13 protein-coding genes, 1 tRNA gene and 1 pseudogene are annotated in these 14733 nt (G+C 65.3%); 6 read left to right on the forward strand and 9 right to left on the reverse strand.

What is annotated here, in order from left to right; all coding sequences use genetic code 11:
• The 6 genes from AWC17_RS00755 to AWC17_RS00780 all read right to left on the reverse strand — a co-directional run.
• On the reverse strand, positions 1 to 1216 hold a 1216-nt coding region (locus AWC17_RS00755), incomplete at its 3' end, for an MCE family protein (RefSeq protein WP_141224382.1).
• The gene (locus tag AWC17_RS00760; RefSeq protein ID WP_046183073.1) at positions 1213 to 2382 is read right to left on the reverse strand and encodes an MCE family protein; all 1170 of its coding nucleotides are present in this window, start codon (positions 2380 to 2382) and stop codon (positions 1213 to 1215) included. The genes AWC17_RS00760 and AWC17_RS00755, both read right to left, overlap by 4 nt.
• Complete coding sequence (locus AWC17_RS00765) at positions 2379 to 3401, reverse strand: MCE family protein (RefSeq protein ID WP_046183064.1); 1023 nt, start codon at positions 3399 to 3401, stop codon at positions 2379 to 2381. The genes AWC17_RS00760 and AWC17_RS00765 overlap by 4 nt, the downstream gene beginning before the upstream one ends.
• A gap of 5 nt (positions 3402 to 3406) precedes the next feature.
• Positions 3407 to 4675 carry an MCE family protein gene (locus AWC17_RS00770; protein ID WP_052742738.1) on the reverse strand — a complete coding sequence of 423 codons (1269 nt, stop codon included), beginning with the start codon at positions 4673 to 4675 and terminating at the stop codon, positions 3407 to 3409.
• Between the two features lie 4 nt (positions 4676 to 4679).
• Positions 4680 to 5528, reverse strand: coding sequence for an ABC transporter permease (locus AWC17_RS00775; RefSeq protein ID WP_046183063.1), 849 nt, complete (start codon positions 5526 to 5528; stop codon positions 4680 to 4682).
• On the reverse strand, positions 5525 to 6292 hold the full coding sequence (locus tag AWC17_RS00780) for an MlaE family ABC transporter permease (RefSeq protein WP_046183062.1): 768 nt from the start codon (positions 6290 to 6292) through the stop codon (positions 5525 to 5527). The genes AWC17_RS00775 and AWC17_RS00780 overlap by 4 nt, the downstream gene beginning before the upstream one ends.
• Positions 6293 to 6858: 566 nt before the next feature.
• Here AWC17_RS00780 and stf0 point away from each other — a divergent pair.
• The 5 genes from stf0 to AWC17_RS00805 all read left to right on the forward strand — a co-directional run bounded on the left by stf0 (position 6859) and on the right by AWC17_RS00805 (position 11921).
• Positions 6859 to 7662 carry a trehalose 2-sulfotransferase gene (gene stf0 / locus AWC17_RS00785; RefSeq protein WP_046183061.1) on the forward strand — a complete coding sequence of 268 codons (804 nt, stop codon included), beginning with the start codon at positions 6859 to 6861 and terminating at the stop codon, positions 7660 to 7662.
• A gap of 461 nt (positions 7663 to 8123) precedes the next feature.
• Positions 8124 to 9056, forward strand: a complete 933-nt coding sequence (gene cysK / locus AWC17_RS00790; RefSeq protein ID WP_046183060.1) for a cysteine synthase A — start codon at positions 8124 to 8126, stop codon at positions 9054 to 9056.
• Between the two features lie 2 nt (positions 9057 to 9058).
• Positions 9059 to 9742 carry a serine O-acetyltransferase gene (gene cysE, locus AWC17_RS00795; protein WP_046183059.1) on the forward strand — a complete coding sequence of 228 codons (684 nt, stop codon included), beginning with the start codon at positions 9059 to 9061 and terminating at the stop codon, positions 9740 to 9742.
• Positions 9743 to 9748: 6 nt separating this feature from the next.
• Entirely contained in the window at positions 9749 to 10168 is a 420-nt protein-coding gene (locus AWC17_RS00800) for a thioredoxin family protein (RefSeq protein ID WP_046183058.1), read from the forward strand.
• Positions 10169 to 10265: 97 nt separating this feature from the next.
• Positions 10266 to 11921 carry an NAD-dependent malic enzyme gene (locus AWC17_RS00805; RefSeq protein WP_046183057.1) on the forward strand — a complete coding sequence of 552 codons (1656 nt, stop codon included), beginning with the start codon at positions 10266 to 10268 and terminating at the stop codon, positions 11919 to 11921.
• A gap of 23 nt (positions 11922 to 11944) precedes the next feature.
• On the opposite strand, the pseudogene AWC17_RS00810 reads toward AWC17_RS00805, so the two are convergent.
• Together AWC17_RS00810 and AWC17_RS00815 are read right to left on the reverse strand one after the other, a co-directional pair.
• Positions 11945 to 12226: pseudogene (locus AWC17_RS00810) on the reverse strand (muconolactone Delta-isomerase family protein); the annotation flags it as partial.
• A gap of 14 nt (positions 12227 to 12240) precedes the next feature.
• A tRNA-Asn gene (locus AWC17_RS00815) sits at positions 12241 to 12313 on the reverse strand.
• A gap of 163 nt (positions 12314 to 12476) precedes the next feature.
• On the opposite strand from AWC17_RS00815, the gene AWC17_RS00820 reads away from it, so the two are divergent.
• The gene (locus AWC17_RS00820; RefSeq protein ID WP_046187374.1) at positions 12477 to 12755 is read left to right on the forward strand and encodes a hypothetical protein; all 279 of its coding nucleotides are present in this window, start codon (positions 12477 to 12479) and stop codon (positions 12753 to 12755) included.
• On the opposite strand, the gene dnaG is transcribed toward AWC17_RS00820, so the two are convergent.
• On the reverse strand, positions 12730 to 14712 hold the full coding sequence (gene dnaG / locus AWC17_RS00825) for a DNA primase (protein WP_085164138.1): 1983 nt from the start codon (positions 14710 to 14712) through the stop codon (positions 12730 to 12732). The two genes, AWC17_RS00820 and dnaG, sit on opposite strands and share 26 nt — an antisense overlap.
• Between the last annotated feature and the right edge of the window lie 21 nt (positions 14713 to 14733).

Consider the following 14733-nt stretch of genomic DNA (forward strand, 5'->3'; position numbering starts at 1 on the left):
CGTCGGGCGGGGGCGCGTCGGGCGGTGGCGCCGGAGGCGCATACCCGGGCCGGAGCCAATCCTCGCTGTAGGTGATCTCGCTGGGCCGCGCCTGAGTGCCGACGAATGGGTTGAGGCCCGCCGGGATGTAGTTGTACAAGCGGTTTTTGATGATCGGGTTGATGTACTGCAAGCACAGCTTCGATACCCGGTCCAGGCGGGCCCGCGCTGCCGCCTCGATCGAACTGCAAATCCACTGCGGAATGTCGGCGAAGTTGTTCAGCGCAATGATGCCGGTCATCGCGCTTTGCGCCGGCTGGTAGATGTTCAGGAAGTTCTGCAACACCGTTGGGGCGACGTGCAGGATCTGCTTGATGTCCATGCGGCTGTCGTTCAGAGCAGTCGTGACGGAACTCAGCCGATCGAACGTGACACCCATCGCTTCCCGGTTTTCGGCGAGGAAGTCGCGCAAGTCGGTCAGCGCCCCGTCGAGGCCTTTGACCGCGTTGGCGACTTCGTTGGGGGTGTTCGTCAGCAGCGTCGTTATGCTGGCCAGGTTTTGGTTGAACGAGGCCAGCAGGTCACTACTGGAATACAGCGCAGACACCAGCAACTGCAGATTGCGCACCGTGCTGAAGATGTCGTCGGCGTGATCGCCGAGCGCTGAAATCGCTGCGGACAGCTTGATCACGGTGTCCCGGGCAGTGTCGCCCTGACCGCGTACGTTGTCGGCGGCCGAGTTGATGAACTCGCCGACCGAATTCACCCCGTCCTGGCCGGTGGGCTGTAACGCATCGGTCAACTTTTCCAGCTGCTTGCGGAAGTCGTCCCATTCGACGGGAACCGCGGTGCGGCTGAGCGGAATCGACGCGCCGGGGCTCAACCTAGGGCCGCCCGAGTACGCGGGAACGAGCTGGATGGCCCGTGGGGTCACCAGGGACGGGGACAGGATCGCGGCGCGGGCATTGGCCGGGACCGCGTACTGCTTGTCGACGGAGAAGGTCACCTTGGAACTCGTGGGCTGCGGCTCTATCTTGTCGACCACCCCGACCGCCACGCCGAGGATCCGTATCTCGTCGCCGACGAACAGGCCATTGGCTTCGGTGAAATACGCGGTGTAGGTGTTCTTTTCGGCCTCTTTCCATACCTTCGAACCGACAAGGAACGAAGCCACGGCAAGTGTGGCGACCAGGCTGATGGCGGTCAGTCGTTGCAGCGCGCGCCGGCTTATGTTCACTGTCCCCCCAGTTGGACGTTCGCGGGCGCCGGTTCGGGCTCAGGCGGTGGGCCCGGCGACGGAGGCTGGGACCAAATCGGTTGCGGCGCTTGGTCCGGCGGCACGGGCGGCGTTCCGGTTGGCGGGTCCACCGACTCCGAGGGCAGCTTCTGGTCGGGGTCCAAGAAGCGGTTATACATGCGCGCATCGATCGTCGGACCGCTGAGCTGACCGGGAATAAGGTTGGCCACGTAGGCCTTGAAAAACGGTCCCGAGCCCAGGCATTCGCCGAATGACATGGCATACCGCTTGAACTTGGGCAGCGCCGCCTGGATGTCCTGTTTACGGTTGTCGAGGACCTCGAGTACCCCGTTGAGCTTGTCCAGGGCGGGCTTGAGCTGCGTCCGGTTGTCGTCGACCAGTCCCGACACCTGATGTGACACCGCGGTGAGGTTGTTCATCAGCGCGTCGATGGAATCGCGTTCGTCCAGCAGCGCCGCGAGCAGCGCGTTCGAGTCCGCCACCAGAGCGGCGATCTGTTGGCTGCGCCGGCCCAGTACCCCCGAGACCTTGTTGGCGTTGCCCAGCAGGCTGCGCAGTTGGGCGTCGCGGTTGTTCAGCGTGTCGGAGAAGCGGGCCACGCCTTCCAGCGCGGGCTTGACCTCCGAGGGTGTTTCCTTGAAGGTGTTCGCCAACGTTGATAAAGCCGAGGACAATTGGGCCGTATCCAGCCCGCTGATCTCGGTTGTCAGGTCCCCGAGCGCATCGGGAAGATCGTATGGCGAATGGGTCCGTTCCAGTGGAATGGTGCCCGAAAGCTTCCCCTCGCCGCGCGGGGTGAGCTCGAGCATTTTGGCGCCCAGTATGGTTTCGGTCTTGATCGCGGCTTCGGTTCGGTCGCCCAGTGAGATGAAGTCGCGGACGGTGAAGCCGACGCGAACCTTGGTGCCCTCCAACTTGATGTCGGTGACCCTGCCGATACCCATGCCGGACACCCGGACGGAGTTGCCCTTTCGGATGCCGCCGGCCTCAGAGAAGTAGGCCGCGTAATCGTTGGTGTTCTTGATGAAGGGCAGCCTGTCGTACTTGAAGGCGGCCACGGTTACACAGGCCAAGATGACCAGGCCCATCGCTCCGATCGTCCACGGGCTTCGCCGGCGGCCGGCTTTGATCCGGGGCAGCTTCATTGCGGCGTGCACCGCCCACTCGGCTGGCCGACCAGTTTGACGAAGATCGGGTTTCCCCCTTTTCCGTTGACCTTCAGCAGCACTTCGCAGAAGTAGAAACCGAAGTAGTCGCCGTTCAGGCCTTGTCGGGCCAGCACCTGATAGATGTCGGGAAGCTGCTTGAGCAGGTTGTCGACATAGTCACGGTCGGAGAGCACCTGTGCGGACATGCGATCCGTCTCGTGCACGACCTCCCTGATCGGCTGGCGAGCCTGGACAAGGAGGTTGGTGACCGACCCGGCCGCCGCATCGATGTAGGCCAGCCCGGTGGAGATGTCATCCTTGCGTTGCGCCAACCCATTTACGAACTGCGACAACTTGTCCAAACCGTCGGAAAACTCGCGGTCGCGCGTGGCGAAGGTGTGCAACACGGTGTTCAAGTTCGTGATCAGCTCGCTGATCAACTCGCTGCGTCCGGCCAAAGTCGACGTCAGCACCGAGGTCTGCGCCAGCACCGAGGCGAGGGTGCCGCCCTGTCCCTGGAAGATTCGGAGCAATTGACCGGACAGGGCGTTGACCTGATCGGGGTTCAACGCCCGGAACAACGGCCGAAACCCGCCAATCAGCGCATCGATGTCCAAGGCGGGCGACGTGCGTGCCAACGGAATCGTCGCGCCCGGCGGTAGCCGGCGCGGGGAGCCCGGTCCCTCTTCGAGTGCGAGATAGCGGTCGCCGATTAAATTCTCATAACGCACAACGGCTTTGGTGCCCTCGGTGAGGCGCACACCTTTGTCGACCGAGAAGCCGATGGCGACCGTGCCGTCGCGCTGCAGATGCAGGTCCCCGACCTTGCCGACCTCCACCCCGGCGATACGGACGAAGTTTCCGGACTTCAGGCCGGAAATGTTGGTGAAAACCGCCTGATAGCCGGTGCGGTCCTCGAAGCGAAATTGGCCGAATACGGCGATCAGTGTGAACGTGAACAACGCGCACACCGTCGTGAACAGCACGACCCGCAGGATGATGGCGGACATCTTCATTCTTTTCACGGCGGCGGCTGTCCCCCACGGTAGAAGTAGCGCGGCGGTTCCGGGGGGTTCTTCGTGGTCGGGAACCAGTTGGCCCACCAGGGATTGCCGGTGGCCATGTTGGTGCGAATTTCGTTCGGCGCAGCACCCCAGCCGGTGTCGGTGACCAGCGCACGCACCGGGAAGTTCGCACTCGGGTCGGGCAGGGACCCGCAGCTGGGCCTGCCCCCGGGACCGCCGGTGGCATTGGTCTTCGGCAGGTGTTTCGGGTACCGGTACGGGTCGTCGCCGAAAAGCAGCCCGGCGTCCAGGATCACGGAGTAACCGTTGCCGCCCAACGCGTCTCGGCCCCCATGGTCGACGTACCACTGCGCGCCCTGGAACAAGCAGGTGAACGTCGGCGAGTACTTGTTCAGCAGCGCCGTAGTCGGATCGAGCAGGTTGATGGAACGCACGATGTTGGATTCGTTCCGGCCGATGACGTTGATGCCGGTCTGGCTCAGGCCCACTGCCGACAACAACAGCGTGTCGAGTGATCGCTGGTGGTCGGTGAGCGTGGTGCTGGTGGTCGCCGCGGAGTCGAGGATCGACAAGATGTTCTGGGCGGCATCCGAATAGATCGCCGTCGTCTTGCCGAACAGCCGCCAGTCCTTGTCGATGGTGTCCATGCGGGGGTTGACGGTCAGCAGCAGGTCGTTCGCATCGGTGATCGCTTCGCCGAGCCGTTCCCCCTTGCCGCGCAGCGATTCCGAGAAGGCTGACAAGATCGCGTTCAGCTTCGCCGGGTCAATCGCATGGACCACGGATTGGAGGTTCTCGAAAACGGTGTTGACCTCAACCGTGACGTTGCGGGAGTGCAGCACCGCGCCGGGCTTCAGCGGCGTCGGGCTGGGGTGTTCCGGCACGATCAGGTCGACGTACTTGGACCCGAAGGCGGTTGTCGATTTGATCTCGGCCTCGAGGTTGCTCGGCAGGTATTTGAACGGGCCCGGTTGCATCTTGAGCTGCAGCTGCGCCGCTTTCACGTCGGTGCCGATCGAACCGACCTGGCCGACCTGCACGCCGCGCAGCTTGACCTTGGCGCCCTGCTCCATCACCAGCCCCGCCCGGTCCGAGACCAGCGTGATCGGGATGGTCTCCTGGAACTTGCCCGAGAACGCGCCCGCGGTCAATGCGATGATCCCCGCGACGAGGATGAAGAGAGTCGGCGCCCACCAGATTGGGTCGACTCTGCTGCGGCGGGCCCGATTCCTGTTGCGTGTCCCGCTGTCCCTGTGGTTGCTCATCCGGTCATCCCGACAGGTTGAAGTTGCCGGACTGCCCATAGACGGACAGCGAAATCGCCAGGCAGACAAACGCCGTGACGATCATCGATGACCGCACTGACCGACCGACAGCCTCCCCCACACCGGCGGGACCGCCTGTCGCGGTGAAGCCGTAGTAGGTGTGCACGACCATCACGCCCGTCGCCATCGCCAACGCCGCCAAGAACGACCAGAAGAGGTCGGTGGGACGCAGGAACGTGGAGAAGTAATGTTCGTACACGCCGCGTGACTGGCCGTAGATGTAGATGGTGCCGAACTTCGCGGCGATGAACGACATCAGCACCGCAACCGCGTACAGCGGGATGACGACCAGGATGCCGGCGATGATCCGTGTCGACGACAGATAGGTGATCGCGCGGATGCCCATCACTTCCAGTGCGTCGATTTCCTCGTTGATCCGCATGGCGCCCAGCTGCGCCGTGGTACCGGCGCCGATGGTGGCGGCCAGGGCTACCCCGGCCGTGCAAGGCGCGATCATCCGGACGTTGAAGAACGCCGACAGGAAGCCGGTCAACGCCTCCACCCCGATGTTCGACAAGGTGTCGTAACCCTGCACCGCGACAAGCGCTCCGGTGGTCAGCGTCAGAAAGCCGATGATGCCGACCGTTCCCCCGATCACCGCCAAAGCCCCAGTGCCCAAGCCCATCTCGGCGATGAGTCGCAGCAGCTCATTGGGGTAGCGACGTACCGCGTCGACCGTCGACGCCAGAGATTTCCCGTAGAACTCGGTCTGCTCACCCAGCTTGCGGGCGTAATCGGTCACCCTCGGGCCAAGGGTGACGAACCGCGAGGGTTCCCGCGCCGCGTCGGTCATTTGGCGGTCACCTTCACTCCGAGCGCGGTGAGCACGATGTTGATGAAGAACAAGGCCATGAAGGAGAACACCACGGTCTCGTTCACGGCATTGCCGACGCCGGTGGGGCCGCCGCCGACCGACAGGCCCTTGTAGCAGGCGATCAGACCGGCGGACAACCCGAACAACGTTGCCTTGATGAGCGAAATGACGACCTGCGGTAGCCCGGTAACCAATGTCATGCCGGTGATGAAAGCGCCCGGAGTGACGTGCTGAACGAAGACCACGAAGATGTAGCTACCGGTCAACCCGGTGACCGCGACGACCGAATAAAGCAGCATCGCAACGAAAGTGGCCGCGATGATGCGCGGGACCACCAGAGCCTGAATGGGATTGACGCCGATCACCTTCATCGCGTCGATCTCTTCCCGGATGGTGCGGGCGCCCAGATCGGCGCACATCGCGGTCGATCCGGCACCGGCAACCGCCATCGCGGTCACGACCGGCCCGACTTGGCCCACCGAAGCCAACGCCGCACCCGCACCGGACAAGTCACCGGCACCAATCTCGACGAGCAAGATGTTGAGGACGAACACGATCAGCACCGTGTACGGAATCGACAGCATGATCGTCGGGAATATCGAAACCCGGGCGACGAACCAGATCTGCTCGAGCAACTCTCGCCACGCCCACGGTCCTCTCACCGCGGCAATCAGGGCTTCGGCGCTGAGCAGGAAAAATTCGCCCAACGCGTTCATGGGCTTCGCGACGGTCGTGCCGTTCATAGGGCTCGCTCGGCCCGAACGCCGTCCATATGACTCAACCCCGTTTTTCCATTCTCTTAACGCAATTAATCTGCTCGTAATTAGCTGGCTCAAGCAGCTTTTCTCACACGCCGAACCGCAATGTCACGTTGTGCGCATAGACCACGCGAGGAATTTACGGGCAAGACTATGACCGCGTCAGGGTTGCAATCACCAAGAAGAAATTGGGCCAGCGGCGGCTAGGACTCAAGCCGCGTGCATGCCTCTGCGCGCACCCGGCACGCGATAGCGCGCATAAGACCTGGATATGGCCGCCGCGCAACGGTCGTGCGGCGACCGCGTTCAGACCATGGGGGGCTCCGCCGGTGGGGCGCGGGGACCACCGAGACCGCGCGGAGTAGGAACTCGTCGCTCGATGAGTTTCCCTCTTCTAACAATTTCGTTGAGCACCCACGGCCACCGTCCCGGACGGCTATCGCCGCCCAACGACACCGTTCGGAGAATTGTTGTTCACAGCAATGGTTACATTCAGTGTGAGCGTAAACGCACCACCTGCGCGAACAATTTCGTGCGGATAGGCTGGCACGGTGACAGACACCCCGTCCTCCTACTTGGTGCTGGCATCCCAACGGAGCGGCAGCACACTGCTGGTGGAGTCGCTACGAGCTACCGGTGTTGCCGGTGAGCCGCAGGAGTTCTTCCAATACCTGCCGGCCACCAGCCAGGCGCCACAGCCCCGCGAGTGGTTCGGCGGCGTGGAGGACGAGTCGATCCTGCGCCTGCTTGACCCGCTTGATGTCGGGACGCCGGACCTCGCTCGGCCCGAGATCTGGCGTGACTACATCCGCACGGTCGGGAGGACGCCGAACGGGATCTGGGGCGGCAAGCTGATGTGGAACCAGACCCCGCTGTTATTGCACCGCGCGAAGAATCTGCCTAATCGCAGCGGGGACGGTCTGCTGGCCGCGATCACCGACGTGGTGGGTGAGGAGCCACTTTTCATCTATGTTCACCGGCCCGACGTGATTTCGCAGGCGGTGTCGTTCTGGCGGGCGGTGCAAACGCGGGTGTGGCGAGGCCGGCCCGAACCCGCTCGCGATGCGCGCGCCACCTATCACGCCGGCGCGATCGCGCACGTCGTCACGATGCTGCGCGCGCAGAATGAGGGCTGGCGGAATTGGTTCGCCGACGAAGACGTCAAGCCCATGGAGGTTCCGTATCCGGTGTTGTGGCGCAAACTGACTCAGGTGGTGGCCTCCATCCTGGAGTCGCTTGGGCTCGACCCACACCTGGCGCCCGAGCCGGTGTTGGAACGTCAGGCCGACCAGCGCTCCGATGAGTGGGTGGACCGGTACCGTGCGGATGCTGAGAAGTACGGCCTGCCAACCTGACCGTGAACCGCGACAGGTTTTTCTGCGCCCCGAGCCAACTGCGGTTTTGGTCGCGATCCGCTCTGATTGACCGCGGTTCACCCGGGGCAGAGGCGGTCCAGTGTGTGACAGCCGAAGGGGAACTCGGCAAAAGATGAGCTCAACCAGCGAAATCCTTGGATGTCCTATAGTGGGCCTTATGCAACAGGCCACGCAGCCGTGCCTCGTCCTTACGTGCCGCCCCGCCGCGCACTGTTGTTGTCGTTGTTGTTGATTCTCTGACGCCGCAGAACCTCGCGCTTCCCCGGTTTGCGGGCGCTGGCAGAGATAACACCCAGTGGCCGCGTCCACGCGTTAGTCAATCTTGGAGAAAGATCAACCCGCCGATGACCACATTTTCCATACGCACCCGCGTCGCCATCGAATTCGACATCACCTGGGAGGCCGAGAAAGCTTGTACCGACATCGCCTGAGGAAGACAGATGAGCATCGCAGATAACGTCACACAACTGATCGGGAACACTCCGCTGGTCCGGCTGAACCGCGTCACCGACGGGGCGGTCGCCGAGGTCGTCGCCAAGCTGGAGTTCTTCAACCCGGGGAACAGCGTGAAGGACCGCATCGGGGTCGCGATGATCGATGCGGCCGAGCAGGCGGGCCTGATCAAGCCGGACACGATCATCCTCGAGCCCACGAGCGGGAACACGGGCATCGCCCTGGCGCTGGTGGCCGCGGCGCGCGGCTACCGCTGCGTGTTGACCATGCCGGAGACGATGAGCATGGAGCGGCGGATGCTACTGCGCGCCTTGGGCGCCGAGATCGTCCTGACGCCGGGCTCCGAGGGGATGCAGGGCGCGATCGCGAAGGCCGAGGAACTGGCCAAGAGCGACCAGCGGTACTGGGTACCCCAGCAATTCGAGAACCCGGCGAACCCGGAGATTCACCGCAAGACCACCGCCGAGGAGGTCTGGCGCGACACCGACGGCAAGGTCGACATCTTCGTCGCCGGGGTGGGCACCGGCGGCACCATCACCGGTGTCGCCGAGGTCATCAAGGAGCGCAAGCCGTCCGCGCAGTTCGTCGCCGTGGAGCCCGCCGGGTCGCCGGTGCTCTCGGGCGGCCAAAAGGGTCCCCACCCGATCCAGGGCCTCGGCGCCGGATTCGTCCCGCCGGTGCTCGAGATGGACCTGGTCGACGAGGTCATCACCGTCGGCAACGAGGAGTCGCTGGAATTGGCCCGTCGGCTGGCCCGAGAGGAGGGCCTGCTGGTCGGCATCTCGTCGGGAGCGGCGGTGGTCGCCGCGCTGCAGGTGGCCCGCCGGCCGGAGAACGCCGGGAAGCTTGTCGTCGTCGTGCTGCCCGATTTCGGCGAGCGGTATCTGAGCACGCCGCTGTTCGCCGATCTGGCCGGTTAGCCATGCTCGACGCCATACGCCGGGATATACGGGCCGCCAGGGAGCGCGATCCCGCCGCCCCGACCACGCTGCAGGTGATCTTCGCCTACCCGGGCGTGCACGCAATTTGGGGTCACCGGATCAGCCACTGGTTGTGGAACCGCGGCGCCCGGCTGGCCGCCCGGATACTCAACGAAGTCACCCGCATCCTGACCGGAGTCGACATCCACCCGGGTGCCGTGCTCGGCCCCGGCCTCTTCATCGACCACGCGACCGGGGTGGTGATCGGCGAGACGGCGGAAGTGGGCGAGGACGTGACGCTCTACCATGGCGTCACGCTCGGCGGCAGCGGACGGGACACCGGGAAACGCCACCCGACCATCGGTGACCGGGTGACCATCGGCGCCGGCGCGAAGGTGCTCGGTGCGATCAAGATCGGTGACGACAGCCGGATCGGCGCCAACGCTGTCGTAGTCAAAGAGGTGCCCTCGAGCGCCGTGGTCATCGGTGTTCCCGGGCAGGTCATCAGTCGCCACGGTCGAAGCAGCCCAGACGACTCGATGATGCCCGACCTGGTGGGCGTCAGCCTCCAATCCCTCCTCACCCGGGTCGCCAAGCTGGAGGCTTCCAACGACGGGCAGCAATCCGGGCGTGTCATCCGGCCACCGGAAGCCGGGGTGTGGCACGGCGAAGATTTCTCGATCTGAGGACCAATGAGCACTGTTGTCATCGCGGGAACGGCGCTGATCGCGGCACTGGGTGCCGCCACTGCCGCAGGCGCGCTGGTCAATCGACGGTCGGGGGTACTGCGCGAAACGAACCCCGGACTCCGGCAGGACGCAGCGGACCTCGGTTTGTCCGAGATGGGGCCGACGGTCGTCCATTTCACCGCGGCGTGGTGTGGCCCGTGCGCTTCGGTGCGTCGCGTGGTCGCGCAAGTGTGCAGCGATCTCGCCGACGTGTCGCATGTCGAGATCGACATTGACGCCAATCCTGCCGCCGCCAAGCGGCTTTCGGTGTTGTCACTGCCAACTACGTTCATCTTCGACGCCGACGGTCGGCAGCGGTACCGCAGCGCGGGCGTGCCGAAGGCTGCTGACCTGCGACAGGCACTGCAACCGCTGTTGGCTTGACCGGCCCCGTGCCGGCGCTTCAAACGCTCTTCAAGATGCGTTCACCGCAATCGACGCTACGGTGGCCTAAGTTGCCACGTCACGGACGGAGGTTGCGATGTACGACGCGCACGCGCCGCGGATCCCGCCGGCACTGTCCGCGCCGAGCCTGAACCGCGGAGTCGGCTTCACGCACGAGCAACGGCGGCAGCTGGGGCTGACCGGGCGGCTTCCGTCGGCGGTGCTCACGCTCGACGAACAGGCCGACCGGGTGTGGCATCAATTACAAAGCCTGGCAACGGATCTGGGTCGCAACCTGCTGCTGGAGCAGTTGCATTACCGCCACGAGCTGCTCTACTACAAAGTGCTGGAAGACCATCTGCCCGAACTGATGCCGGTGGTCTACACACCCACCGTCGGAGAGGCCATTCAACGGTTCTCCGACGAATACCGCGGGCAGCGGGGGCTCTTCCTGAGCATCGACGAGCCTGACGAGATCGAGGCGGCCTTCGCAACTTTCGCGTTGGAACCAGACGACGTCGACCTGATCGTGTGCACCGACGCCGAAGCGATCCTGGGCATCGGCGACTGGGGCGTCGGCGGCATCCAGATCGCGGTGGGCAAGTTGGCGCTGTACACCGCCGGCGCCGGCATCGATCCCCGCCGCTGCATCGCGGTCTCCCTTGACGTGGGCACCAATAACGAACAACTGCTTCAGGATCCGTTCTACTTGGGTAACCGTCACGCCCGGCGCTGCGGCGAGGAATACGAGGAATTCGTCAATCGCTACATCGAAACCGCTCACCGGCTGTTTCCGAAGGCGATCCTGCATTTCGAGGACTTCGGGCCCCTGAACGCCCGGCGGATCCTGCGCACATACGGCGAGAAGTACTGCGTATTCAACGACGACATCCAGGGAACCGGCGCCGTGGTCGTCGCGGCCGTGTACGGCGGATGCCACCTCACCGGTGTGCCGATGCGCGACCAAAGGGTGGTCGTCTTCGGGGCCGGGACCGCCGGGATCGGCGTGGCCGATCAGATTCGCGACGCAATGATGTCCGACGGCGCCACCATCGAGCAGGCCACGGAGCAGATCTGGCCGATCGACAAGCAGGGCCTGCTGTTCGACGACATGGAGGACCTTCGCGATTTCCAGGTGCCCTACGCCAAGAACCGCGCCCGACTGGGCTTGGGAGTGGGAACAGCCGCCGATCGGGTGGGGTTGGTGGACGCCATCAAGCTCGCCTCCCCCACCATTCTGCTGGGCTCCTCGGCCGTGTTCGGCGCCTTCACCGAGAAGGTCGTGCAGGCCATGACCGCCTCGTGCGAGCGGCCGATGATCTTCCCGCTGTCCAACCCGACCTCGCGCATGGAAGCCATGCCGGACGACGTGCTGCAGTGGTCCGACGGCAAGGCGCTGATCACCACCGGCACCCCCGTCGCCCCAATCGAATACGACGGCACGACCTACACCATCGGCCAGGCCAACAACGTGCTGGTGTTCCCCGGAATCGGGCTGGGCATCATCGTCGCCGGGGCTCGGCTACTGACTAGCGGAATGCTGCAGGCGGCCGCGAAAGCCGTTGTGCGACAGGCTAGCCCGTCAGTTACCGGAGATTCGCTGCTACCCGATGTCAAGGAGTTGCGCGCCATCTCGACGGCGGTTGCCGAAGCCGTCTACCATGCCGCCGTCGCCGATGGGGTGGCCACGCGGACGCATGCCGACCCGCGGCAAGCCGTCCTCGACACCGTGTGGACCCCGGCGTACGACTAACGGGTTTCCGATGAGGCCGCCGCCGGGTCGTTGGGGTGCGGCGCCAGCGGCGTCACCTCGTCGGTACGCCACACGCGCAGCGGCATCGAGGCCAGCACCTCCTCGAGTCGGTCCGCGTCGGCAGCGGCGAACAGGCCGAGCGTGCGCCATTCGCCCGGCTGCAGCGGCGGCCGCCACAAGCGCAGCAGGTGCCCCTGCGCGGCGAGCTCGCTGGAATGGGCGGCCTCCCGGGCCCGGACGTCGTCGACCGCCTCCGGCGGGGTGCCAGCCGGAACGTGCGTCGTCATCGTGACCAGGAACTCCATGAGTCTCAACCTTGCTCCCCCGCCTGGACTCGAACCAGGAACCTATCGGTTAACAGCCGAACGCTCTGCCAATTGAGCTACAGGGGATCAACACGATCGCGGGACGACTCTAGCGTACTGGCATAACCGCACCCAACTGCACAGGGACCGGCCCCGCCACGCCTCCGGCTCGCGGACCGGAACCCATCGGGCGCGCACGCACCGGGCCGGGTGAGGCAGGATGGAACGGTCGATAGTCGGGAGGAACGCTTTGATCCGGTATGTCGTGGTGCTGGGACTGGGTTACGTGCTGGGCTCAAAGGCCGGGCGTCGCCGATACGAGCAGATCGTCGGCACCTATCGCGCGCTGACCAGCAGTCCCGTGGCCAAGTCGGTGATCGAAGGGGGGCGCCGCAAGATCGCGAATCGGATCTCCCCGGACGCCGGATTCGTGACCGTCGCCGAGATCGACGATCAGACGGCCATCATGGAGCGCGGTGCCGAGCGACCGGCCGATGAGGCCCTCACATCGTCAGATCGTCGCCGCTAGCCTGCTCAAGGAGGCTGCGCCGGTAGGCCTCCATCGCGACCAGGTCACCGAATAACGCGTGGTACTCGTCGCCCTGGTCGATCGGCGACATGCGCTGCAGCTTGGACTTCACCTCGGCGATCTGCCGGCCCATCCACACTTCCTGCAGCCGGGCCAGCACGCCGGCGATGTAGCGCGGCAGCCTTTCGTCGTCCACCTGGACGGCCTCCACGCCGAGCTCATTGACCAGCCCCGCGGTCAGGTCCGACCCGGCCCGCTGGCGCACCGCATCGATCCACTGCCCCCCGGTGACGCCACCTGACGTACCGCCCGCGGCCTCGATGGCCCCGCGCACGGCTGCGTAACCGGGATGGGTGAAGCTTTCGACCGTCAGCGTGTCGAATACCGGTCCGGCCAGCGCCGGGTACTGCAATGCCGACTTGAGCGCCTCGCGCTGGGGCCACAGCGTCGGATCGCGCGGGTCTGGGCGCGCGGCCGCGGGATGGGCCGGAGCCGCGGCGCGGGGCTCCTGCGCGGCGCGGCGGGGGGAGTTCGCACTGGAACGCGCCGGGGCCGGCGACTTCTTCGCCTGGCTGCGCACCCGGTCGATGACCTGCGCCACGTCGTCCCAGCCGACCCAGCCGGCGAGCTGGCGGGCGTACTCGTCGCGCAGCGTGGGGTCTTTGATCTGGCCCACCATGGGCACGCAGCGACGCAGCGCCGCGACCCTGCCCTCGGCGCTGTCCAGGTCCATCTCCGCAATAGCCGTGCGAATCGCGAACTCGAACAACGGGGTGCGCCGCGCCACCAGGTCGCGCAGCGCGCCGTCGCCGGACCGCAAGCGTAGGTCGCACGGATCCATGCCGTCCGGGGCCACCGCGACGAAGGACTGGCCCGCCAGATTCTGCTCGCCGCCGAAGGCCTTGAGCGCGGCCGCGCGCCCGGCCGCATCACCGTCGAAAACGTAGATCAGCTCGCCGCGGAAGAAACTGTCGTCCATCATCAGTCGGCGCAGCATCGACAGGTGTTCGTCGCCGAACGCTGTGCCGCACGACGCCACGGCGGTGTTGACACCGGCCAGATGCATCGCCATCACGTCGGTGTAGCCCTCGACGACGACCGCCTGGTGCCCCTTGGCGATGTCGCGTTTGGCCAGATCGATGCCAAACATCACCGACGACTTCTTGTACAGCAGCGTCTCGGGCGTATTGATGTACTTGGCTTCCATCGGATCGTCGTCGAACAGCCGGCGGGCGCCGAACCCGATCACCTCGCCGGCCGCGGTGCGGATGGGCCACAGCAGCCGCCGGTGAAAGCGGTCGATCGGCCCGCGACGCCCCTGCCGCGACAGGCCGGCCGCTTCCAGCTCCTTGAACTCGAAACCCTTGCGCGCCAAATGTTTTGTCAATGAATCCCACCCGGACGGCGCGAACCCACAACCGAAACGACGGGCCGCCTCGGCGTCGAAATTCCGTTCCGTCAGGTACTCGCGGGCCGGTGCGGCCTCGTCGGATTCCAGCGCCGCCGCGTAGAACTCCGCCGCGGCGGCGTTGGCCGCGACGAGCCGGCTGCGACTGCCGCGGTCGCGCTGCACGCTGGTCGCCGGGCCGGTGTAGCTGATGGTGTGGCCGATCCGGTCGGCGAGCAGCTCGACGGCCTCGACGAAGGTGACGTGCTCGATCTTCTGGATGAACGCGTAGACGTCGCCGCCTTCCCCGCAGCCGAAGCAGTGGAAGTGGCCGTGGTTGGGACGAACGTGAAATGACGGCGACTTCTCGTCGTGAAACGGGCACAGCCCCTTGAGGGAATCGGCTCCGGCGCGCCGCAATTGGACGTAATCGCCGACGACCTCTTCGATGCGGACCCGCTCACGGATTGCGGCGATATCACGGTCGGGAATCCGGCCCCGGCCCTTGGGCCGGGCGTCATCCTCCCCCGCGCGCGGGCGGTGCCCCCACGAACCTGCCGGGCTGGACATCGGCTCAGTCTAGAGCGCCGA

This window comes from Mycobacterium nebraskense, from assembly GCF_002102255.1.
GTDB lineage: Bacteria > Actinomycetota > Actinomycetes > Mycobacteriales > Mycobacteriaceae > Mycobacterium > Mycobacterium nebraskense.